The organism is Burkholderia sp. A2 (assembly GCF_001729305.1).
In the GTDB taxonomy this organism is placed as follows: domain Bacteria; phylum Pseudomonadota; class Gammaproteobacteria; order Burkholderiales; family Burkholderiaceae; genus Burkholderia; species Burkholderia sola.
The window spans coordinates 1-22,803 of the sequence record NZ_LZXX01000035.1; the positions used below are offsets into that span (position 1 = coordinate 1).

The 22,803-nt window shown below is 68.0% G+C and carries 20 protein-coding genes and 1 pseudogene; 5 read left to right on the top strand and 16 right to left on the bottom strand.

Translation table 11 applies throughout. The features are described 5' to 3' along the window. Nucleotides 1–77: pseudogene (locus tag A9Z05_RS38330) on the top strand (VOC family protein); the annotation flags it as partial. A 7-nt stretch (nt 78–84) separates the two neighbouring features. Continuing rightward, nucleotides 85–948, top strand: a complete 864-nt coding sequence (locus A9Z05_RS03280; protein WP_069616853.1) for a class I SAM-dependent methyltransferase — start codon at nt 85–87, stop codon at nt 946–948. Between the two features lie 22 nt (nt 949–970). Here the strand turns inward: A9Z05_RS03280 and A9Z05_RS03285 are convergent, their stop codons facing one another. The 4 genes from A9Z05_RS03285 to A9Z05_RS03300 form a co-directional block, all read right to left on the bottom strand. Further along, nucleotides 971–5,812 (bottom strand): NAD-glutamate dehydrogenase, encoded by a 4,842-nt coding sequence (locus tag A9Z05_RS03285; RefSeq protein ID WP_069616854.1) that lies wholly within the window; start codon nt 5,810–5,812, stop codon nt 971–973. Between the two features lie 189 nt (nt 5,813–6,001). Continuing rightward, entirely contained in the window at nt 6,002–6,190 is a 189-nt protein-coding gene (locus A9Z05_RS03290; protein WP_069616855.1) for a 4-oxalocrotonate tautomerase, read from the bottom strand. 51 nt (nt 6,191–6,241) lie between these two features. Continuing rightward, nucleotides 6,242–7,015, bottom strand: a complete 774-nt coding sequence (locus A9Z05_RS03295) for a class II aldolase/adducin family protein (RefSeq protein WP_069616856.1) — start codon at nt 7,013–7,015, stop codon at nt 6,242–6,244. After that, entirely contained in the window at nt 6,993–7,883 is an 891-nt protein-coding gene (locus tag A9Z05_RS03300; RefSeq protein ID WP_069616857.1) for an urea transporter, read from the bottom strand. The genes A9Z05_RS03295 and A9Z05_RS03300 overlap by 23 nt, the downstream gene beginning before the upstream one ends. A 124-nt stretch (nt 7,884–8,007) precedes the next feature. Here A9Z05_RS03300 and A9Z05_RS03305 point away from each other — a divergent pair, with 124 nt between their 5' ends. Then, nucleotides 8,008–8,562, top strand: a complete 555-nt coding sequence (locus A9Z05_RS03305) for a putative glycolipid-binding domain-containing protein (protein WP_069616858.1) — start codon at nt 8,008–8,010, stop codon at nt 8,560–8,562. On the opposite strand, the gene A9Z05_RS03310 is transcribed toward A9Z05_RS03305, so the two are convergent. From A9Z05_RS03310 to A9Z05_RS03330, 5 genes are all read right to left on the bottom strand, one after another. After that, complete coding sequence (locus tag A9Z05_RS03310) at nt 8,523–9,473, bottom strand: alpha/beta fold hydrolase (protein WP_069616859.1); 951 nt, start codon at nt 9,471–9,473, stop codon at nt 8,523–8,525. The two genes, A9Z05_RS03305 and A9Z05_RS03310, sit on opposite strands and share 40 nt — an antisense overlap. 4 nt (nt 9,474–9,477) lie before the next feature. After that, nucleotides 9,478–10,383, bottom strand: coding sequence for a metal-dependent hydrolase (locus A9Z05_RS03315; protein ID WP_069616860.1), 906 nt, complete (start codon nt 10,381–10,383; stop codon nt 9,478–9,480). Further along, complete coding sequence (locus A9Z05_RS03320) at nt 10,380–11,303, bottom strand: SDR family oxidoreductase (RefSeq protein WP_069616861.1); 924 nt, start codon at nt 11,301–11,303, stop codon at nt 10,380–10,382. Before A9Z05_RS03320 ends, A9Z05_RS03315 begins: the two co-directional genes overlap by 4 nt. Before the next feature lie 21 nt (nt 11,304–11,324). Further along, complete coding sequence (locus A9Z05_RS03325; protein WP_069616862.1) at nt 11,325–12,905, bottom strand: NAD(P)/FAD-dependent oxidoreductase; 1,581 nt, start codon at nt 12,903–12,905, stop codon at nt 11,325–11,327. 246 nt (nt 12,906–13,151) lie between these two features. Further along, complete coding sequence (locus tag A9Z05_RS03330) at nt 13,152–13,823, bottom strand: lysoplasmalogenase (protein WP_069616884.1); 672 nt, start codon at nt 13,821–13,823, stop codon at nt 13,152–13,154. Between the two features lie 358 nt (nt 13,824–14,181). On the opposite strand from A9Z05_RS03330, the gene speB reads away from it, so the two are divergent. Next, nucleotides 14,182–15,150: an agmatinase gene (speB, locus tag A9Z05_RS03335; protein ID WP_069616863.1), complete on the top strand. Its 969-nt coding sequence runs from the start codon at nt 14,182–14,184 to the stop codon at nt 15,148–15,150. Nucleotides 15,151–15,228: 78 nt separating this feature from the next. Here speB and A9Z05_RS03340 read toward each other — a convergent pair whose 3' ends face one another. The 6 genes from A9Z05_RS03340 to A9Z05_RS03365 form a co-directional block, all read right to left on the bottom strand. Beyond that, nucleotides 15,229–16,209: a sulfonate ABC transporter substrate-binding protein gene (locus tag A9Z05_RS03340; RefSeq protein WP_069616864.1), complete on the bottom strand. Its 981-nt coding sequence runs from the start codon at nt 16,207–16,209 to the stop codon at nt 15,229–15,231. A 208-nt stretch (nt 16,210–16,417) separates the two neighbouring features. After that, entirely contained in the window at nt 16,418–16,642 is a 225-nt protein-coding gene (locus tag A9Z05_RS03345; protein ID WP_069616865.1) for a hypothetical protein, read from the bottom strand. Nucleotides 16,643–16,919: 277 nt separating this feature from the next. After that, entirely contained in the window at nt 16,920–17,123 is a 204-nt protein-coding gene (locus A9Z05_RS03350) for a cold-shock protein (protein WP_006485974.1), read from the bottom strand. A 380-nt stretch (nt 17,124–17,503) separates the two neighbouring features. Next, on the bottom strand, nt 17,504–18,343 hold the full coding sequence (locus A9Z05_RS03355) for a MerR family transcriptional regulator (RefSeq protein ID WP_069616866.1): 840 nt from the start codon (nt 18,341–18,343) through the stop codon (nt 17,504–17,506). A gap of 9 nt (nt 18,344–18,352) precedes the next feature. Then, nucleotides 18,353–18,916, bottom strand: a complete 564-nt coding sequence (locus tag A9Z05_RS03360; RefSeq protein ID WP_069616867.1) for a GNAT family N-acetyltransferase — start codon at nt 18,914–18,916, stop codon at nt 18,353–18,355. A gap of 95 nt (nt 18,917–19,011) precedes the next feature. Continuing rightward, nucleotides 19,012–20,031, bottom strand: coding sequence for an AraC family transcriptional regulator (locus A9Z05_RS03365; RefSeq protein ID WP_069616868.1), 1,020 nt, complete (start codon nt 20,029–20,031; stop codon nt 19,012–19,014). A gap of 397 nt (nt 20,032–20,428) precedes the next feature. Between A9Z05_RS03365 and A9Z05_RS03370 the strand changes: the two genes are divergently transcribed. Further along, a complete protein-coding gene (locus tag A9Z05_RS03370) occupies nt 20,429–21,793 on the top strand; it encodes an MFS transporter (RefSeq protein WP_069616869.1) in 1,365 nt (454 codons plus the stop codon). A 24-nt stretch (nt 21,794–21,817) separates the two neighbouring features. Here A9Z05_RS03370 and A9Z05_RS03375 read toward each other — a convergent pair whose 3' ends face one another. Then, nucleotides 21,818–22,780: a LysR family transcriptional regulator gene (locus tag A9Z05_RS03375; RefSeq protein ID WP_069616885.1), complete on the bottom strand. Its 963-nt coding sequence runs from the start codon at nt 22,778–22,780 to the stop codon at nt 21,818–21,820. Nucleotides 22,781–22,803 lie beyond the last annotated feature (23 nt).

Genomic DNA, 22,803 nt, shown 5'->3' on the forward strand with positions numbered 1-22,803 from the left:
GCACGCGCGACATGACCGTGCGCGATCCGGACGGCCGGGTGTGGCGTCTGCAGGCGCCGGGCAAGCAGCACGCGTGAGGTCGACATGACGGTTATCCGCGAAGACGACGCGCCCGACAGCACGGCCGCGCGTGTCGCGCTGTGGCGGGCGCTGCACGTCGAGCTCGATGCACCGCCGCATGTGCTCGCCGACGAAATCGGGTTGCAATTGCTTGCACCGGCACCCGGCTGGCGGCAGCGCGGCGACATGGATCCGCAGTTCACGCGGCCGTTTCGCGCATCGATCGTCGCGCGGGCGCGCTTCATCGAGGATCTCGTCATCGAGCAGGTCGCGCGCGGCGTAAGCCAGTACGTGATCCTCGGCGCGGGGCTCGACAGCTTCGTGCAGCGCCGGCCGGACATGGCGTCGCGCATGACCGTGTTCGAAGTCGACCAGCCGGCGCCGCAGCGCTGGAAGCAGCGCCGCCTGGCCGAACTCGGCTTCGGCGTGCCCGACTGGCTGCGTTTCGTGCCGGTCGATTTCGAGGCGAGGCAGTCGTGGCGCGACGCGCTCGTCGGCGCGGGCTTCGATGCGGGCCAGCCGGCGGTCGTGGTGTCCACCGGCGTCAGCATGTACCTGACGCGCGAAGCGAATGCGGCCGCGCTGCGCGAAGTCGCGTCGCTCGCGCCCGGTTCGACGTTCGCGATGACGTTCCTGTGGCCGCTGGACAATGCGGATCCGGACGTGCGCCCGGGGCTGGACATGGCCGCGAAGGGTGCGCGGGCGAGCGGCACGCCGTTCATCAGCTTCTTCGTGCCGGACGAGATCCAGGCGCTTGCACGGGAGGCCGGCTTCGCGCAGGCCGAGCACGTGTCGGCCGCCGAGCTGACGCGCCGCTATTTCGCCGATCGCCCGGACGGCCTGCGGCCACCGAACCGTGCGGAGGAGTTGCTCGTCGCGACGGTTTGACCCGCCGCCTTCGTCACGCTCGTCACGCGCGTTCGAGCACGGCCATTTCCCGCACCACCACGAGCAGCACCGCGAGGCTCGCGCCGCCGGATGCGCGCAGGTCCGCGAGCAGGTGCTCGTAGCGCGCGAGCGCGGCCTCGCGGCGCGCGCGCCACGCGCCGACGATCGTGTCCGGCGTGGTCGAATCCGGCGATTCCGCGAGCGCGCTCGTCGCGAGCGTGCGCTTGAGCCGCGCGATTTCCGCGAGCGCGGCGGCGCGCGCCAGCATGTCCCAGTGCGTCGGCGTCGGCAGGTTCGCCGCGCGTTCGCCGATCCACCCGTAATTGAGCAGCGTGCCGAGCGAGAAATAGACGCCCGCGACGAGTTCGAGGCTGCGGTTGCAGGTCGCCGCCACTTCGGCGATGTCGAGCAGCGCGGCCGAGATGTCGCCGCTCGCGACGCGTACCGCGAGCGCGCTGTCGACGCCGGCATCGACCAGCACGCGCTGCCGCTCGGACAGCGCTTCCAGATCGTCGGCCGGCAGCAGCGACGGCAGTTGCGGCGCGATGCGCTGCACCGCGTCGCGGCAGCGCGCGATCAATCCGGCGACGCCGCCGTCGGCCACCGCGCCGGACAGCAGATGCCGCAGGAACCACAGCGCCGCGCGCTCCAGCAGCCGCGCGACGTCGACGAACATGCGCGCCTGCACGTCGTCGGCGACGCGGTTGTCGAGCGCGTCGATATCGCGCCACACCGCATCGAGGTCGAACACGTCGCGCGCCATGATGCATGCACGCACGATGTCGCCGGGCTTCGCGTCGGTTTCCTCCATCAGCCGGTGCACGAACGCGCAGCCGACGCGGTTCACGAGCGCGTTCGTCAGATGCGTCGCGAGAATCTCGCGGCGCAGCGGATGGCGGCGCATCGGCTCGCTGAAGCGCTGTTGCAGCGGCTTCGGGAAGTAGTCGACGAGAATCGCGGCCACCAGCGGATCCTCGGGCACGTCGGATTCGAGCAGCGCGTCGTAGAGCCACATCTTGCTGTACGCGAGCAGCACGGCGCGCTCTGGCGACGTGAGGCCGAGCTTCGCGGCCTGCCGCTCGGCGACTTCGTCGTCGGTCGGCAGGAATTCGATCACGCGGTTCAGGCGGCCCGCGCGCTCGAGCCAGCGCATCAGGCGTGCCTCGGCGTCGAGCAATTCGACCGCATGGCGGCCGGCGATCGACAGCGCCTGCGTCTGGTAGTAGTTGTCGCGCAGCACGAGCAGCCCGACTTCGTCGGTCATCTCGGCGAGCAGCGCGTTGCGCTGCTTCTCGGTCATCTCGCCGTCGGATACGACGAGCCCGAGCAGGATCTTGATGTTGACTTCGTGATCCGAACAATCGACGCCGGCCGAGTTGTCGATCGCGTCGGTATTGATGCGGCCGCCGCGCTGCGCGAACTCGATGCGGCCGAACTGCGTGCAGCCGAGGTTGCCGCCTTCGCCGACGACCTTGCAGCGCAGGTCCGCGCCGTTCACGCGTACCGCGTCGTTCGCGCGATCGCCGACTTGCGCGTGCGTTTCGCGCGCGGCCTTCACGTAGGTGCCGATGCCGCCGTTGTACAGCAGGTCGACCGGCGCCTGCAGGATCGCGCGGATCAGCTCGGTGGGCGGCAGCGCGTGCGCGTCGATGCCGAGCGCGGACTGCACGGCCGGCGACAGCGGGATCGTCTTCGCGGTGCGCGGATACACGCCGCCGCCGGGCGAGATCACCGACGTGTCGTAGTCGGCCCAGCTCGAGCGTTCGAGCGCGAACATGCGCTGGCGCTCCGCGAAGCTCGTCGCCGGGTCGGGGTTCGGGTCGAGGAACACGTGCCGATGATCGAACGCGGCGACGAGCCGGATATGCGGCGACAGCAGCATCCCGTTGCCGAACACGTCGCCCGACATGTCGCCGACGCCGACCACGGTGAAATCGGTGGCCTGCGTGTCGACGCCCATCTCGCGGAAGTGCCGCTTCACCGATTCCCACGCGCCGCGCGCGGTGATCGCCATCTTCTTGTGGTCGTAGCCGACCGAGCCGCCGGACGCGAACGCGTCGTCGAGCCAGAAGCCGTATTCGTGCGAGATCGCGTTCGCATAGTCGGAGAAGGTCGCCGTGCCCTTGTCGGCGGCGACGACCAGGTACGGATCGTCGGGGTCGTGGCGCACCACGTCGGGCGGCGGCACGATCGCGTTGCCGGCGAGGTTGTCGGTGAGGTCGAGCAGCCCGCGCAGGAACGTCTGGTAGCATGCGATGCCTTCGCGCATCCAGGCTTCGCGATCGCTCTGCGGCGGCGGGTTCTTCACGACGAAGCCGCCTTTCGAGCCGACCGGCACGATCACGACGTTCTTCACCATCTGCGCCTTCATCAGCCCGAGCACCTCGGTGCGGAAATCCTCGCGGCGATCCGACCAGCGCAGGCCGCCGCGCGCGACGCGCCCGCCGCGCAGGTGCACGCCCTCGACGCGGGGCGAATACACCCAGATCTCGAACATCGGTTTCGGTTCGGGCAGGCCCGGTACCTTCGCCGGATTGAACTTGAACGACAGGTACGGCTTCGATTCGCCGTTCGCGTCGGCGAGGAAGTAGTTCGTGCGCTCGGTCGCGTTGATCACGCCGAGGAACTGGCGCAGAATGCGGTCCTCGTCGAGGTTCGGCACTTGGTCGAGCGCGCCTTCGATCGCCTTCAGCCGCCGTTCGGCCTGCACGTCGCGCGTGTCGCCGATGCGCGGGTCGAAGCGCAGCAGGAACAGCTCGACGAGTTGCCGCGCGATCGCCGGATTGCCGGTCAGCGCGCGTTCGATATACGCGTCGCTGAAGGTCGAGCCGACCTGCCGCAGATATTTCGCATACGCGCGCAGGATCGTCACCTCGCGCGCGCTCAGGTGCGCGCGCAGCACGAGGCGGTTGAAGTCGTCGTTCTCGATCCGGCCGCTCCAGATCCGGTCGAACGCATCCTCGAACAGGCCTTTCACGCGCTCGATGTCGAACTCGGTATCGTCGGCGAGTTCCAGGCCGAAATCGTGTACCCACGCGTGCGCGGCATCCTGCGTCTGGATCCGGTACGGCCGCTCCTCGTCGACGCGCACGCCGAGATGTTCGAGCATCGGCAGGCTGCGCGACAGCGCGATCGGGTCGCCCGCGCGATACACCTTGAAGCGGAACGCGCGCGGCTCGGCCTCGATCGGCCGGTACAGGTTCATCGCGAGTTGGCCCGAGTCCTTCACGCGCTCGATCAGCTCGATGTCGCGCACGGCCGTGCGCGCCGGATAGTCGTCGCGATAGCCGGCCGGGAACGACTCGGCATAGCGCTGCAGCAGGCGGTTGCCTTGTTCTTCGCCGAATGCGTCGAGCAGCGCGTCCGCGAGATCGTCCTGCCAGCGGCGCGTGACCTGCACGAGCCGCGTTTCGAGTTCGCGCGTGTCGACGTCGGGCATCGTGCCCGGTTCCGCATGCACGACGAAGTGAATGCGGGCGAGCGCCGATTCCGACAGCAGCGGCGTGAATTCGACGGTTACGCCGTTATAAGCGTCGACCAGCAGCTTCGCGATGCGGCGGCGCAGGTCGGTGTTGTACTTGTCGCGCGGCACGAACACGAGGCACGACACGAAGCGGTCGAACCGGTCGCGCCGCACGAACAGCCGCGTGCGCTGGTGTTCCTGCAGGCGCAGGATGCCGAGCGCGATGTCGTAGAGCTGGTCTTCGTCGGCCTGGAACAGTTCGTCGCGCGGATAGGTTTCGAGCACCGTCACGAGCGACTTGCCGAGATGCCCTTTCGGCAAAAAGCCCGCGCGCCGCACGATGTTCGCGCACTTGCGGCGCACGATCGGAATATCGGTGTACGAACCGAAATAGGCGGTCGACGTGTAGAGCCCGATGAAGCGGCGCTCGCCGGTGACCTTGCCGTCGGCGCCGACGAGTTTCACGCCGACGTAGTCGAGGTAGCCGGGCCGGTGCACCGTCGCGCGCGAATTCGCCTTGGTCACGAAGATCGGCCATGCGCCGGTGATGATGTCGGCGGCGGCCGGCGGCAGCGGCGTCACGTCGGCGGCGCCGGACGTGCGCAGCGATTCGCGCAGGATGCCGAAGCCCGAGCCCTCGATGCCGCGCAGGCCGAAGCCCGTGCCGTCCGATACGAGCGCGTAGTCGCGCTGACCGAGGAACGTGAAGTGATCGGCGGCCATCCATTCGAGGAACGCGCGCGCCTCGATGTCCTCCGCGGTCGATTCGCGTGCCTTCATCTCCTTGATCGTCGCGCGAGCGATGTCGACGATTTTCGGCCAGTCCTCGACCGACGCGCGCACGTCGCCCAGCACGCGCGCGATGTCCTCGCGCAGCGTGTCGAGCAGCGCGGCGTCGCCGCAGCGGTCGACTTCGAAATGGATGAACGACGCGAGTTGCGACTGGCCGTCGCCGGACGTCGCACCGCCCGCGTCGACGCGCTCGATGCCGCCGCCGGCGCCGCGCCAGATGCGGAACACCGGATGCAGCGCCGAATGCAGCGCGAGCCCGAGACGGTTGATGGCCATCGTCACCGAGTCGACCAGGAACGGCATGTCGTCGTTGACGATCTCGATCACTGTGTGGTCGGAATGCCAGCCGTGCTGCTCGAGGATCGGGTTGTACACGCGCAGGCGTTCGCTGCCGGGCACGAATTTCTGGGCGGTCTGCCAGTGCGCCATCGCGGCGCCGTACAGGTCGGCGATGCTGCGGCTCTGCAGATCGTCGGCATCGACGAAATCGTAGTAATGACGCAGGAAGGGTTCGACGATCCGGAACGTGGCGTCGGGCAGGCGAGCGCGCGCGAATTCGACGACATCGGAGAGCAGGTGTGCGACGACTTCCTCGTTCTTCGCTTCCATGGCGGTCTCCGTCGGGTGGCCATTGGCTGCTGCGTCTGTCCGGCATTATGCGCCGATTGCGTGACAAAGCGATGTGCGGGCGCACAAGGGCGGCGGGCGGAGAAACCCGCATGCAGCGTCTCGTGCGCGCGCCGCAGTGCAGGGTTCAGCGCAGGGCGGGCGGCGCCGACGCGACGCCGCCGTCGGCGTTCAGCGCTCGTCGCTCCACAGCCTCCCGGCCGTCGCCCAGTTCTCCTTCTTCACGTCGGCGAGGATGATGTCGACCGAGCCCGGGTCGCAGCCGAGCGTCTCGCACGTGACACGCGTGATTGCTTCGACGAATGCGCGCTTCTGCTCGAGGGTGCGGCCTTCGAACAGCTGGATATTGAAAGTCGGCATGACACAGGCTCCGGTTGGGATTGAACGATTCGGTCGAGTGCGGATGCGCCGTCAGTCGCGATACGACGGATCGATCCGGTCGAGCCGGCGCAGCAGCGCCGGCCATTCCAGTTCGCCTTCGATCGCGCCGCCGTCGCGCAACTGTTCGGCGGTGCGCTCGGCGACGGCCGGCTCCGGCAGCACGAGCGGCCCGCCGCCGGCCTGCGCGCGCATCTGGATATCGCACGCCTTGATCAGCGTATCCATCAGCACGTAGGCTTCGGCGACGGTCCGGCCGACCGTGAGCGTGCCGTGATTGCGCAGCAGCATCGCGGATTTCGCGCCGAGGCTCGCGGTCAGCCGCGCGCCTTCGGCCGGCGAGAACGCGAGCGCTTCGTAGTCGTGGTACGCGAGATCGCCATGAAAGCGCAGCGCGTGCTGCGACGCCGGCAACAGCCCGTCGCGCTGGATCGACACGGCGATGCCGGCCGTATTGTGCAGGTGCATCACGCAGACGGCATCGGCGCGCGCGGCGTGCACGGCCGCATGCAGCGCGAAGCCGGTCGCGTTGACCGCGTGCTCGCTGTCGCCGATCCGGTTGCCGGCCACGTCGATCTTCACGAGGTTCGATGCGCGAACCTCGTCGAACGTGAGGCCGAACGGGTTGATCAGGAAGTGGCCGGGCTCGCCGGGCACGGTCGCGGACAAATGCGTGTAGATCAGGTCGTCCCAGCCGTTCAGCGCGACGAGCCGGTATGCGGCGGCGAGGTCGACGCGCAGCCGGCGTTCGGCGTCGGAGACCGGACCGTCGGGCTTCACGGCGTCAGGACGGTGTGCGAATGACATCGGGTGCTCCAAGCGTGAGGCGGCGCGCGACGGCTACGGTCGCCCATGCCGCGAGCGCGAAAGGGGCCGTGAACGTGGGGATGCCCGCGCGCATCGCGAGCCACTGGATCAACGCGGCGAGCGCGGCAGCCGCGAGCGCCGCATGCGGGCCGCGCGACATCAGCGCGAGCGCGGCGAGCGTGCCGTTGAAGCCGAGCAGGCCGTCGGCGAACGACGCGGCGCTTGCGCCGAGCGCGGTCAGCAACACGGTCGATACGATCGCGCCGCCAAGTGCGAATGCGGCCGCGCGGCGCGACGCGACGGCGACGCCGGCGACGACCAGCGCGCCGGCCCAGGCGCCTTGCGCGAAGGTGGCCTGAGCAACGCCCGACAGCAGCGCGTCGGTCGCGGAAGCGAACGTCGGCACCGGGGCGGCGGTCGCGCCGTCCGCATGCTGCACCGCGACAGACGGCAGCCACAGCGCGGTGACGATCAGGCACGGGCTCGAATACGGGCACTGGCGCCAGCGGGCGAGCGACGCGCGCATCGCGCGTTGCACGAGCGCCGCGCCGATCGCGACCAGCGGCACCAGCGCGACGGCGGCGAGTTGATGGGGCGCGAACGAGACGGCGATCAGCGCCGCGAGCGCGCCGTTGAAGCCGTGCAGCCCCTGTTCGACGTCGCGGCGTTCGGCGCCGGTCAGCACGGCCGTCATGCTGGCGGCGGCCGAGCCGACCAGCGCCGCGCATGCGAGCCGCAGGTCGTTCAGCGCGAGCGCGGCGAGCAGCAGCGCGCCGGTGAGCGCATTTGCCTGCAGCACGATCTGCCCGATGCCGCGCAGCAGGATGCGCAGGTCGATCGATGGCGAGGCGGGGCGGGCAATAGGCATGATCGCGGCGGAACAGGATGAGCCGCGAGCATAGAACACGCTGCGATGCACCGGAATAGGGAATTCTGGATAGTCAGGATTTGTGCGACGATGCTCCGCAGGGCGAAAACCGGGAGGTGGAAAGATGCGTGAGGTGCGCTGGGCGTCGCTCGAGGGCGACGGAATCGAACATCTGACGTTCGATCGGAGTGAATCCGGCATCGTCGTCGAAAGCGCGGTGGTCGGCCAGCGGTACGGCCGTGCGTACGGGCTCGCGTATCGCGTCGAGTGCGATCCGCAATGGCGGGTGAAGTACGCGGTGCTCAAGGTGATGGGCGGTGGCACGCTCGAACTGCGCGGCGACGGGGCCGGGCACTGGCGCGACGGTTCAGGCCGCGAACTGCACGAGCTGGACGGCTGCATCGATATCGACATCGCCGCGACGCCGTTCACGAATTCGCTGCCGATCGGCCGCCTGGGGCTCGCGCGCGGCGAGCGGCGGCCGATCGACGTCGCATACATCTCGACGCCGGATCTGAAAGTCACGCCGGTCAAGCAGGCTTATGCGTGCATCGTACCGGGCCGCCGCTACCGCTACGAAGGGATCTTCCGGAATTTCACCGCGGAGATGGACATCGACGACGATGGGCTCGTGATCGACTACGAAACGCTGTTCAAGCGTCTGCCGCCGCTGCGCTGAACTGCGGCTTCCGTTCGCGTGGCCGGCGCCGCCGTTGGTGCCGCCGCCAGCGCCGCGGCGACCGCGGGCCGTTCATGCGCGGCCGCGAACCGGTCGATCCGCGACGCGATCAGGTCCGGATGACGCAGCACGATCCAGTGCGTGCCGTCGATTTCCTCACGCACGTGCTCGCCGAGCCAGCGGTCGAGGTCGACCGACATTTCGGGCGTCACGTAGCGGTCGCGCACCGGCACCAGGATCTGCACCGGCGCCTGCGCGTACCGCTCACGCGGCTTGCGGGCCCGTGCAAGGAAGTTCGCGCGGTACATCCGCATCCCGTTCAGCGCGTTCTTCAGTTGCGCGGGATCGCGCTCGGCGCGCACGCGTTCGGTGAGCTGCAGCCAGCGCGGCCACAGCGCGGCACCGCCGAGCCGCCATGCCAGCGACGGCACGAGCGGCAGATGGAAGAACGCGATGTACCAAGATTTCAGGCTCTGCCTGAGCCGCATCTTCGCGCGGAACACGTGATCGAGGCACGGGCCGGAGATCGACGTGTACGACGCGATGCGGCCGCGGAACGCGGGGTCGGTCACGGCCTCCCAGCACTGGATCGAGCCCCAGTCGTGGCCGACCAGGTGGAACGGCCGGCCGCCGCAGGTTGCGTCGGCGACCGCCTTCAGGTCGCCGGCGAGCCGTTCGAGCGTGTAGTCGGCGCGGCGGCGCGGCGCATCGGATGCGCCGGCGCCGCGCACGTCGTACGCGATCACGCGGTAGCGCTTCGCGAGCCGCGCGCGGATCGGCGCCCACACGGTCGCCGAGTCCGGGTAGCCATGCACGAGGATCAGCGGCGGCGCGCGACGCGACCCGCTGACGTAGACGGCGAGTTTCACGTCGCCGGACCGGACGGTCAGCATCTCGTGAGCGCGCGCCATCGCGTCATGCCTGCACCGCCGAATGCAGCGGCACGCGGCGCGGGGCGGCTTGCGCCGCATAGCGCGCGTTGGTCGCGTCGATGTTATCGAGCAGCGTGTCGAGCTCCTGCAGATACTGATGGTTGTCGTGATCCCACGGGTGGAAGCCCGGGCGGAAGTAGTCGAGCCATTCGCGCGCGATGCTCGGGAACACGCCGTTCTTCGGGCTGTACAGGTACTTCACGAGGCGCCACATGCCGCCGAACTTGCCGTGTTCGCGACGGTGCGCGCGCATCAGTCGCACGTGGAAGTCGAACACGATGGCCCAGAAGAATACCGTCGTCGTCAGCATCGTGCCGGTGCGCAGCAGGTAGCTGCCGACGCCCGGCTTCATCACGGTGCGCCACACGTCGTAGGACACCGCCTTGTGCTCGGTTTCCTCCATCGCGTGCCACATCCACATCTGCTGGTAGCCCTCGACCGAGCCGTCGATCCGGTGCTCGTGGCCCGACAGCAACTGGTTCGCGAGGATCGCCGTGTAGTGTTCGAGCGCGATCGTGATCGCCAGCTGCATCGAGTGCGGCAGCACCTTCTTGAACCAGCCGAGGATCGTCCACAGGCGCTTGTCGAGCTTGTGCGCGGGCAGGCCGGCGGCCTGCAGCAGGTCGTTGTATTCGATGTGCTCGCGCGTGTGCATCGCTTCCTGACCGATGAAGCCGATCACCTGCTTCTTCAGCTCGGGATCCTCGATCCGGTCGCGGTAGTTGCGCACCGAATCCATGAAGAAGCGCTCGCCGGCCGGGAACAGCAGCGACAGCGCATTCATGAAGTGCGTGACCGGCACGCCCTGCACATGCCAGTCCTTCGCGCGTTCGGGTGGCAGCGCGAATCGGATGTCGCGCCGCACGGGCATCATGTTCGGTGTCGTCATGATTGTTCTCCCTGATTGCCTGCATTGTTGTAGGTGGCGTGCACCGGCGCCGGCGTGCCGCGTGCGGCACGGCGGGCTTTCGCGGCCTCGCGGCGCGTCGCGAGCACGACGAGCGTCTGGTACGCGGCCGGCAGGATGCGCGCCATCCAGTCCGCGCCTTTCGCGTCGCGGCCGATCAGCACGCGGCGCTTGTTCTTGCGCACGCCGGCGAGGATCGTGCGCGCGGCGTCGTCGGCGGTCGTGATGAAGAACTTCTCGAAGCTGTCCTTGCCTTGCTGTTCGCTCTCGACGATGAAGCCGACCATGTTCTTCGCGACGCGGCTCGACTGCGCGATGTTGGTGCGGATGCCGCCCGGATGCACGCAGGTGGCCGACACGCCGCACTTCATCATGTCGAGTTCCTGACGCAGCGATTCGGTGAAGCCGCGCACCGCGAACTTGGTCGCGTTGTAGCCGCTCATGCCCGGCTGCGCGAAGATCCCGAAGATGCTCGACGTGTTGATCACGTGGCCGTCGCCCGATGCCTTCAGGTGCGGCAGAAACGCCTTCGTGCCGTGCACGACGCCCCAGAAGTTGATGTTGACGATCCACTCGAGATCGCCGTAGTCCATGCCTTCGATCGTGCTCGACAGCGCGACGCCCGCGTTGTTGAAGATCAGGTTTACCTTGCCGTGCTCTTTCGCGGTGTCGTCGGCCCACGCGAACATCGCGTCGCGATCGCCGACGTCGAGCACGCGTGTCGATACGCGCACGTTCGGCGCGATCGCGCGGACGATCCGTTCGGTTTCGGCGAGGCCGACGCCGTTCTTGTCGGCGAGCGACACGTGGCAGCCGGCCTGCGCGAGCTGGATCGCCAGCGCGCGGCCCATGCCCGAGCCGGCGCCCGTGATCGCGGCGACCTTGTTGGCGAAATCTCTCATGTCGATGGCTCCTTGTCTGGCTCAGGCCGCTTCGGCGGACGTGGAAGCGGAAGCGGCCGGCGCGGCGGCGGGCCGCGCGGTCGTGTCGTGCGGCGCGCGATACGCGTGGTAATCGGCGATCGAGAACTGCGCTGTGGCCTGGCGGAAGCGCCACGTGAAGCCCGGCCACAGCGTCGTGTTCTTGCCGGTGCGCGGGTCGAGGTACCAGCTCTTGCAGCCGCCCGTCGACCAGATCGCCTTCTTGAGCTTGCCCTGCAGGTCGTCGTTGTACTGCGCCTCGACGAGCGGTCGCACCTCGATCGCCTCCGCGCGTTCGCGGCGCATCGCCTGCAGCGCGCCGAGGATGTATTCGATCTGCGACTCGATCATGAACACCATCGAGTTGTGGCCGAGGCCCGTGTTCGGGCCGACGATCATGAAGAAGTTCGGGTAGCCGGGCAGCGTCGTGCCGAGATACGCGTGCGCGCCGTCGCGCCACGCATCGACGATGTCGAGGCCGCCGCGGCCGATGATCGCGCCGCGCGGATACGGGTCGGCCACCTGGAAGCCGGTGCCGTAGATCAGGCAGTCGACTTCATGACGCTTGCCGTCGGTCGTCACGACCGCGTCGGCTTCGATGCGATCGATGCCGGTCGTGATCACGTCGACGTTCTTGCGCGACAGCGCCGGGTAGTAGTCGCTCGAGATCAGCACGCGCTTGCAGCCGAGCGTGTAGTTCGGTGTGACGGCCTTGCGCAGTTCCGGATCGGGAATCTGCTTGCGGATGTGACGCAGCGCGAGTTTCTGCACGTTCTTCATCAGCGACGGATGGATCGCGAAGCCGAGCACGCGCGATTCGAGCATCCAGTAGATACCGCCGCGCACGGCCTTCTGCGTGACCGGCAGCGTGCGGAACAGCCACTTCTCGAAACGCGTCAGGTTGCGGTCGGGTTTCGGCATGATCCACGGCGGCGTGCGCTGGAACAGCGCGAGCGATTTCACGCGCGGCGCGATCTGCGGCACGAACTGGATCGCGCTCGCGCCGGTGCCGATCACCGCGACGCGCTTGCCTTCGAGCGGGTAGTCGTGATCCCACTGCTGCGAATGGAACGCGCGGCCCTTGAAGGTTTCGACACCGGGAATCGCCGGCAGCGCGGCGCGCGACAGCCCGCCCATTCCCGACACCAGCACGCGCGCCGACAGCCGCTTGCCGTTCGCGAACGTGAGGCGCCAGCGTTGCGCGGCTTCGTCGTACTCGGCGCGCTGCAACTCGTGATTCAGTCGCAGGTGCGGGCCGACGTCGAAGCGCTGCACGCAGTCTTCCAGATACGCGCGGATCTCCGGCTGCGGCGCGAACATGCGCGTCCAGCGCGGGTTCGGCGCGAACGAGAACGAATAGACGTGCGATTGCACGTCGCATGCACACCCGGGGTAATGATTGTCGCGCCACGTGCCGCCGACCGACGCCGCCTTCTCGAGGACGACGAAGTCGGTCACGCCGGTTTGTTTCAGGCGGATCGCCATCCCGAGGCCGGCGAAGCCGGTGCCGATGATGGCGATGTCGATGGCTTCGTCCAGGCCGTCATGGCCGGGCGGGCCGAAAGGCAACGTGCGAGCATTCATCCGGGTGTCTCCGATCTGGCTCATTTTTTAATGTTACATTGGTTGATGTAACGATAGTGGGTGAACCCGGAAACCGCAAGAGGCTAGAAGCGACGCTCTAAGGGCCGGAAACCAAGCGGGGAAAGGCTGAGCGGGGTTTGGAACGGTCCCGTCTCCGCCGTGCGGGATGCGCGGAAAGGGCCGTCGGCACGGCGGGAGAGGGAAGAGGCAGGATCGCCGGCGCGCGACGGCCTGTTTGAAACGGTATCAGGGACGGATCGGTCGGGCGGACATCTCATGGAAAACCCCGGCCACGATCGTGACCTGCGCGAGCGCATAGAGGCCCCAGATCAGATAGTCGATGCCGGGAAAACCGCCGAGGAACCGGCCGACGCCGATCAGCGTGTCCGAGCCGACGAAGATCAGGCTGCCGATCGCGACCAGCGGGCCGTGCGTGCGTGCGGCAAGCGCGAAGCTCGCCATCGCGCACAGCACGAGCATGTAGACGGCGACCGGCGCCAGCAGCTCGCCGAGGTGCGGGAAGAACGCGACGTAGAACGCCGGCGCGGCGATCCATAGCACGACGAGCGCAACGATGCGCCAGCCATGCGGCCGCGTGCGCCACCGGAAGAAGATCGCGCAATAACACAGGTGCGTGAGCAGGAACGCGCCGAGGCCGAGCACGAACGACAGCGGCCAGTCGGGCAGCGCGAGCAGCACGTCGCCGAGCACGGCCGTCGCGAGTGCCGCGCACAGCCACGTGCGTTCGCGCGGCGCGTCGCAGGTGCTGCCCGCCGCGAGCAGCAGGATGCCCATCGCGGCCTTCGCGGCGGCCTGGCCCGGATAGGGCGCGGCGGCGAGCGACAGCCCGTACAGCAGTGCTGCGGCGATGGCGAGCGGCCAGAGCCGGCGGTACGTGGCGGGAAGCGTGGTGGTCAAGGCGGGTGTCTCCGGTTTGTTGTTGTCTGCGGTGGACGGCGCGCCGTCGACAGCGCGGCTGCCGGCCATTATCCGGAAGAACGGGGGCGCGAAAACCGGCGAATCCTTCTAGGAAACGATCGCGACCGGCGCCGCCGCCGCCGGACTTTTTTCGCGCGTTGCCCCGGCTGAACCGGGGCAACGGTTCCGATTCGGCTTGCTACGATCGCCTCGGTATTACTGTTGTCGTTGTCGATGTCCCGCCTCGCTTCGCGAACGGATGCGCGAGCCGGTACATGCCCGATGAATCCCCGCCGTGCCCGGCCCGCGCGCTCAGTCGACGCGGGACGGCCCGGCCACCACGAAAACAGGTCCGACCATGACCGAACTTCTCCACGGCGACGGCGCGATCCGTCGCACGACGCCGTACGGCTCGTCGATCGAAAACACCTACGCGGGCGTGCTGTCGTTCATGCGCCGCAACTACTCGCGCGCGCTCGACGGCGTCGACGTCGCGATTTCCGGCGTCCCGCTCGACCTCGCGACGACCTATCGCTCCGGTGCGCGGCTCGGGCCGGCCGCGATCCGCGCGGCGAGCGTGCAACTCGCGGAGCTCAATCCGTATCCGTGGGGCTTCGATCCGTTCGACGATCTCGCGGCCGTCGACTACGGCGACTGCTGGTTCGATGCGCACAACCCGCTGTCGATCAAGCCGGCGATCGTCGAGCACGCGCGCACGATTCTGCGCTCGGGCGCGAAGATGCTGACGCTCGGCGGCGACCACTACATCACGTATCCATTGCTGGTCGCGCACGCGGAGCGCTACGGCAAGCCGCTGTCGCTGATTCATTTCGACGCGCACTGCGATACGTGGGCCGACGACGATCCCGACAGCCTCAATCACGGGACGATGTTCTACAAGGCGGCAAAGGAAGGGCTGATCGATCCCGCGACGTCGGTGCAGGTCGGCATCCGCACGTGGAACGACGACTTTCTCGGGATCGAGCGGCTCGATGCCGCGTGGGTGCATGACCATGGTCCGCGGGCGGCGGTCGCGCGGATCGTCGAGATCGTCGGCGCGCGGCCTGCGTATCTGACGTTCGATATCGATTGCCTCGATCCGGCGTTCGCGCCGGGGACGGGGACGCCGGTCGCGGGCGGGTTGTCGTCAGCACAGGCGCTGGCGATCGTGCGGGCGCTCGGGGCGGTGAATCTGGTCGGGGCGGACGTGGTGGAGGTGGCGCCCGCGTACGATCACGCGGACATCACGGCGATCGCGGCCGCACATGTGGCTTGCGATCTGCTGTGCCTGTGGCGGCAGAAGAAGATGGCGGAAGCGTTGCGTTGAGCGCGTGCCGAGCGGGACACGAAAGCGGCCGTAGGGCAGCGCGCCCGGCCGGCCTGCTGACGGATGGGGCCGCGAGCGTTACTTCGCCGCCAGCGCACTCGCCACGCTTTTGTCGACCCAGGCATTCCCGGCCACGCTCAGCTTCTGCGGAATCAGCTTCGCCGCGTAGAACGCATCGGCAACACCTTGCTGCGCGGCGACGATGCGCTCGTCGATCGGCACCGCACCGAACGGCACCCGCTTGATCCACGTCTCGACGAGCGCCTCGGGCAACCCGACCTTCGGCGCCAGCAGCGCGGCCGTGTCGGCCGGATGCCCGTTGACCCACTGGCCCGTTTCGCGCGCCTGTTTCAGGATCGCGCCGACCACGTCGGGATGCCGTTGCGCGAAACTCCGCGTCGCTTCGTAGAAGTTGTTGGTCGCCGCGAGCCCCGTGTAGTCGGACAGCGTGCGCACCTTCAGCGCGTTTTGCGCGGCCGCGTAGTACGGATCCCACACGGCCCACGCATCGACATTGCCGCTTTCGAACGCGGCGCGCGCATCTGCCGGAGCGAGATATACCGGATGGATTTCGTCGTAGCGCACGCCGGCTTTCTTCAGCGCCTCGAGCAGCAGGTAGTTCGCGCTCGAGCCTTTCTGCAGCGCGACCTTCTTGCCGCGCAGGCCGGCCACCGTCCGGATCGGCGAATCGCTCTTCACGAACACCGCTTCATTGTGCGGCGCAGGCGGTTCCGCGCCGACATAGACGAACTGCACGCCGGCCGCCTGCGCGAACACGGGCGGCGGCGCACCCGTGTAGCCGAAGTCGATGCTGTTCGCGTTCAGCGCTTCGAGCAGTTGCGGGCCGGCCGGGAATTCGAACCATTGAACGTCATAGCCGAGCGGCTTGAGCCGTGCTTCGAGCGCGCCCTGCGCCTTGACGATCGACAGCAGGCCGGCCTTTTGATAACCGATCCGCACGATCTTGTCGGCGCCGCCTTGCGCGAATGCCGACGCGGCGGACAGGGCAACGAGCGAGACCGCGGTGGCGCGGGTGATCCAGCGGGTGAAACGAATCATCGAATGAACTCCATGCGAGGCATCTTCGGAGAGCGGCCGGCGCCGCTCGGTTGGAAGAATCGTCGCATGGGCGATTGCGCCCGCAAACGAAGCATTGCCGATATGGATATGACGGCGGCGGCCCTATGCTTTGGCGTCGTGGCCTGCCGGGGCGGCCACCCGCCGGTTTTGATGACCGTCTGCGCTGATATCGACAGTAGCGCGGCCTTTAACCGCGCGTATCGACCCAGTTGCGTGCCCAGCGTGCCGAATGCGCGAGCGCTTGCGCTTCGCTCGCGAAGTAGTCGAGCGAATAGAACTGGTAGCGGCCTTCGTCGTGCGCGCTATCGGTGCGTTCGAGCAGCAGGTTGGATGAAAAACTCCCGTCGGGCAGGCGATGCGCCGAGGGGTGGACGGCATAGCCGTTGTACTGTTGAATTCGTTGGTTGTGCATTTTAATTTTAATGATGATCGAGTGCGCGCGTGCCGTGCTGAATGCGCACGGGTACGCCGATTCAACGCCATTGCGAGCGGAATCTGACGCAGTCGGAAAGCGAAAATAAGGCGTTGCGGCCGGAGGGGGGATGAAGTGCAACGAGACGTGTGGCGCCTGGCAAGCTGCTCATCGAGCAGAGGCAGCTCAAGCCGATCGCGCCAACTTTGGGAGACGAAGCTCCGTGGGGATGTCGCTGCGACCCGGCGTCCGTCGCGGACGCCGGGCCCTTCAAACGTTACAGCGGCTTGATGTTGGCCGCTTGCAGACCCTTCGGGCCCTGCTTCGTTTCGAAGCTCACTTTTTGGTTTTCAGCCAGCGTCTTGAAGCCGTCGGCACGAATTTCGGAGAAGTGAGCGAACAGGTCGTCGCCGCCGTTGTCCGGCGTGATGAAGCCAAAGCCTTTGCTGTCGTTGAACCACTTGACGATACCGGTATCCATGAAGATTCCTTGAGAAAAAAATAGAGATTTGCTCTGTTGAAGAGCGCGTGAAGCGTCAAGGAGGGAGAGGACAACGAATACCGCTGGGGAGGAGCGAGCAATTGATGAACAGCAATCGGACTTCTTGGACTTCGACGCATACACTAACCGCCGGACGGGCTCGCGTCAACCGATAACTTGTAACTGTGCCGCGGCCGCGTGGTTGCCGTGCGTGGGGCGATGTGGCGCCGCCTGGCTGAAACGGGGGCCGAGCGGCGCTCCTGGCCATTCGCCGACCCATGCGAGCCGCGGTTGCCGCCGGCAATGGCCGTCGGCGTTGCCGCGAACCGGCTACGCGCGCGTCGTGGCGACATGCCGGCGCATGCATGATGGCCGCGCGCCTATGCGTTGTCGCCGTCGCCTTGCGTATCGCTCGTACCGGACTGCCGCGCCGCTTCGTCGCTGAGCTTCTTGTCGAGAATCGTCGCGACCCGGCCGCCGAGATACGCGCCCGCCGCGGTTTCGAGCGCGCGGTTCGTCTCGCCTTCGACGAACACGGCCGCGAGCGGGCGCAGCCGCCAGATCGCGTCGACCAGTTCGGGGACGTCGGTGGCCGGCGGCAACGTGCCGGCGTCGTAGCGGTCGAGCCGCTTCACGACGAGATCGACGAGCAGCCGCGCGATCGCGTCGAAATGCGGCCGCGCGAGGCTGATCACGTCGAGCAGCTCGCGCGGCGGAATGCCTTCCTTCGTCATCGCGGCCGCCGCCTCGAGCAGCGCGGGGCTTTTCGCGACGAACGACAGGCCGCGCCGTTCGAGCAGCCCGAGCTCGGTCACGCGCGACAGTTGCGTGGTCGCCTGCGGGCCGAACATCTGCGCGAGTTGCGCGAGCGAATAGGTTTTCGGCAGCTCGTGCGACCAGCGGCCGCCGATCGCGTTTTCGAGACCGAGGATCGAGCGCAGGTCGTGGCCTTCGTCGATCGCCTTGATCAGGTCCTGGATGTTCGACAGCGTATAGCCGCGCGCGAGCAGATGGTTGATCAGCTTCAGGCGCGCGACGTGCGTGTCGTCGTAGATGCCGACGCGCCCGCGTTTCTCCGGCGGCGCGAGCAGCCCGCGATCCTGGTACGCGCGGACGTTGCGCACGGTGGTGTCGGACACGCGCGCGAGTTCGTCGACCGTGTACTCGTTGCGGGAATCCGGCGCGGCCTCGTCGGGCGTGGAAGAAGTCTGTTTTGACATGCGGCCATTTTAGCGCGCCGCGGCAGGCTCGGGCGAGGCGGGGCGCGTGTTCGCGCCGTCGCCGAGCGGGCGCTGCATCAGCGCGGTGTCGATCCAGCGGCCGTGCTTGAAACCGACCGCTTTCAGCTGGCCGGCCGGTTCGAAGCCGAATGCGCGATGCAGCGACGTCGAGCCGCCGGTGCCGCCGTCGGCGATTACCGCGATCATCTGCCGCCACGGGCCGCCTTCGCAGCGCGCGATCAGCGCCGCCAGCAACGCGCGGCCGATGCCTCGCCCGCGTTGCGCATCGTCGATGTAGATCGAATCCTCGATCGTGAAGCGGTACGCGCTGCGCGTGCGATAGGGCGTCGCATACGCGTAGCCGGCGATGCGGCCGTCGCATTCCGCGACGAGATAGGGCAGCCCGTGACGCAGCACCGCGTCGCGGCGGCCGCGCAGTTCGTCGACGTCGGGTGGCGTCTCCTCGAACGACGCGACGCTGTGGCGCACATGGTGTGCGTAGATCGCGTGAATGGCGGCGAGATCGGCATCGGTCGCGTCGCGGACGACGCAGGCGGCTGGCGTGGCGGACATGGCAAGGGGCGTGGATGCGGGCAAACCCTGACTATGCGGGCAATTGCGCGGCGCGTAAAGCGGCGGTGGAGGCCGGGCGTCGCGCATCGTCGCGTTCAGTTCGGCAGCCGCTTGCGCTGCGTGTCGCGCGGCAGCTCGTTGAAGCGGGCGAAGTAGTAGCCCGAAAAACGGCCGAGATGGCCGAAACCGAACGTCAGCGCCGTATCGGTAATGCTGGCCATCGGGTCGGTCAGCAACTGCGCGCGGGCGGCGTCGAGCCGGATGTTGCGCAGCAGTTCCATCGGGGTTGCGCCGTGGTAGCGGCGGCACAGCACGTTCAGCGTCCGGAAGCTGACGCCGGCCGCCCTGGCGAGATCCTCGAGCGAGATGGGTGCGCAGAGTCGCGCATGGATGAATTCGAGGAGCGCGTCCATTTGCCGGATGCCGCCTCCGGATCCGGATGGCCCCGGAAGATCGCACGCTTCCGGTGAAGCGAGGGCATGCGCGGTTGTCGGCGATGGCGGGCAATGTACGAGCAGGAATAGTGCGAGGCTGCGTTCGAAGTGGTCGCGCCACTCGGCCCGGATGCCGCCGTCGCCGGTCACCGCGAGGACGTTGAGCAGCGACTGTGCGATCAGGTCCCATTGCGAGGCCAGTGCGGGCGGCAACAGAAATCCCGGCACGAGGCCGGGCCTTCCGTCGTCGGGCGGGCAGCCGGAAACCGCGTGCAGCAGCGCGTCGGGGACCTTGACGATCAGTTGCAGGGTGCCGGGCCGCCAGCGCAGGTGGACGCGCGTCCTGGGCGCGAGCACGGCGGTGCGTCCTTCGAGCACGTCCATCACATGCCCGTCGCACTCGATTTCGGCACCGCCCGCGAGCGACGTGTGGACGAGCGAAAAACCGTCGAACGGGCGCGGCGCGACCTCGACTTCGGCGCCGTATTGCAGCGCGTAGACGCTCAAACGATTCAGTCGCCCCTTGAAAAGGGCGGCGTCGGCGACGCCGTGCTTCCAGCGCAGCACATGCTCGGCCAGCTCCGCCGAGACCTGCTCGTGCGCATCCGTGCGGGATCCGGATCGGAACAGGCAATTCCGGTACAACGCGGACATCACGTCCGCATTCGGCGTGAGGGGCATGGGGCGTCTCCTGTGCGGCATTTCCGTACAGCGCATCCGGCTGGCCGCGGATGCGCGTCGTGCCGCATCGGTTTCTCTTGCGTGCGCGAAATCTCCTGGACGGATGATATTGACCTTCGTCAGGCTTGTCCAAAGTATCGCGAGGGTTTGCAAGAATCGGATAGTCCTGTTCCCCGCCCAGGAAAAATCCGGATAGCGCGCGGCACGAGAAAAAACGGATTGAATTCGTGCACGGCCTGCAAATTCCGGATAGTGGGAATCATTGTGGCTTCCTACACTGCGCCGACGCGTGCTGGAGGGCCGTGCATCTCGCCACGTAACTTCGGACAACTACTAAATATGCAGGCCGAGCGATCGTACTGATTCGAAGCCTCCCCCTGAAAAAAGAAGGAATTCCATGCGTCAAATCAACCTGCAGGCGCTCTCGGACGATGCGCGGCTGGGTCCGCTGCACGGCGTCGTGCTGTTCTGGTGCGCGCTGATCATCGTGTTCGACGGCTACGATCTCGCGGTGGCAGGCATCGCGCTGCCGGCGATCATGAAGGACATGGGCGTCAGCCCCGCGCATGCCGGCTTCATGGTGAGTTCGGCGCTGTTCGGCATGATGTTCGGCAACATCGTGTTCGGAACCGTCGCCGAGCGGATCGGGCGCCGCCGCGCCATCGCGGCCTGCCTGACGCTGTTCAGCGTCTTTACCGCGGCGGCCGGGCTGGCGCCGACGCCCGCGCTGTTCGGCGCTGCCCGCTTCGTGGCGGGCATCGGCATCGGCGGCGTGATGCCGAACGTGATTGCCCACATGACCGAGTACGCGCCGCGCCGCGTGCGCAGCACGCTGGTGACGCTGATGTTCAGCGGTTATTCGGTGGGCGGCATGCTGGCGGCCGTGATGGGCAAGGGAATGATCGAGGCGTACGGATGGCGGTCGGTGTTCGTCGCCGCGGGCGCGCCGGTGCTGCTCGTCCCGCTGTTCGTGAAATGGATGCCGGAATCGATGTCGTTCCTGGTACGGCGCGGCAGGACGGGCGAACTCGCGCGCATCGCGAGCCGGCTCGATCCCGCGTACCGGCCTCTGCCGGACGACCGCCATGTGTTCCCGCGCGAGAGCCAGGCTGGCAACACGCCGGTTCGCCGTCTGTTCGACGACGGTCGCGGGTTCAGCACGATCATGTTCTGGATCGCCTGCTTCATGTGCCTGTTCATGGTGTACGCGCTCAGTTCGTGGCTGACCCGGCTGATGGCGGGGGCGGGCTACAGCCTCGGTTCCGCGTTGACGTTCGTGCTGGTGCTGAACGCCGGCGCGATGGTCGGCGCGATCGGCGGCGGCTGGCTGGCCGATCGCTTTCCGATCAAGACGGTGCTCGTTTCGATGTATCTGCTCGCCGCGGTGTCGATCACGCTGCTCGGCTACAGGATGCCGACCGCGCTGCTGTTCGTGCTGGTCGGGCTGGCTGGCGCGTCGACCATCGGCACGCAGATCGTCAACTGCGCGTATGCGGGGCAGTTCTATCCGATCGCGATCCGCTCGACCGGCATCGGCTGGACGCTGGGCATCGGCCGCGGCGGCGCGATCCTCGCGCCGATCGTGATCGGCGTGCTGGTGGGCATCGATCTGCCGCTGGAGCAGAACTTCATGGCGATCGGGTTGCCAGCGCTGGCGGCGGCGCTCGCGGTCGGCCTGATCGATCATCGACGCTCGGCTTCGCATCGCGACCGTGCGGGCGGTGCCGGCGAACCGCAGCAGGCACCTGCCCGGCAATCCTGAGCAGCGGTTACGACGGCCGGGGCGTCAGAGCCGCCCGTCGGCCGCGTGCACCGCATCGGCGATCGCATCCGCGACGCGCTGCACGCGCGGCGACCGGCGCACGTCCGGGTGGACGACGAGCCAGATTTCGCGCTCGATGTCGCAGCGCGGCGCGGCCGTGAGCTCGACGAGCGCCGTGGCGGCGCGGGCGGTTTTGTCGACGTGGGTGTCGGCCGCGTCTTGCGGTCCGCCGGTGTCGGGTTCGCCGGGCGACCGGGGCGCCGCCGGCAAGGCGTCGAACGCCGGATCGTCGAGCAGGAAGCGCGGCAACAACGCGATGCCCGCGCCGGCGAGGCACGCGCGGTGCAGTGCGGCCAGATCGTTGGCGATAAACGCGAAGCGGCGTCCGGCCGCGAAGCGTTCGAGCCATTGCTGCTGCGGCATCTGCGCGAGCGCGCCGTCGTAGCCGAGAAACGTCCACGTGTCGGGCGGCGCGGCGGCCCAGTCCGGCGCCGAGCACAGCGCGAAGCGCATCGTGCCGAGCCGGCGCGCGGCGAGCCCCGGTTCGCTCGGCCGCGACAGCCGCACCGCGAGATCGGCTTCGCGCGCATACAGGTTCGCTGCGTGCATCTCGCCCATCAGGTCGATCCGCAATGTGGGCCACGCACGTTGCGCGCGGGCCAGGCGTGGCGCGAGGAAGTGGCTCGCGAATACCGGCGACGCCGACACGCGCACCACACCGTCGAGCGCCGCGGCCCCCTGCGCCGCGCGCGCGAACGCGTGCGCGTCGGCTTCGAGGCGCGCGGCGTGCTCGGCCAAGTGCAGCCCTTCGTCGGTGAGCGGCCAGCCGCGCGGCAGCCGGTCGAACAGCCGGATCCCGAGCGCCCACTCGAGCGCGTCGATGCGCCGCGCGACCGTCGAATGCTGGACCTGCAGCGCCCGCGCCGCGGCTGACAGGCTGCCGCCGCGCAGCACCGCAAGGAAGTAGCGGATATCGTCCCAGCTCATCGGCGGCGCAGGCGTGGCGGCGG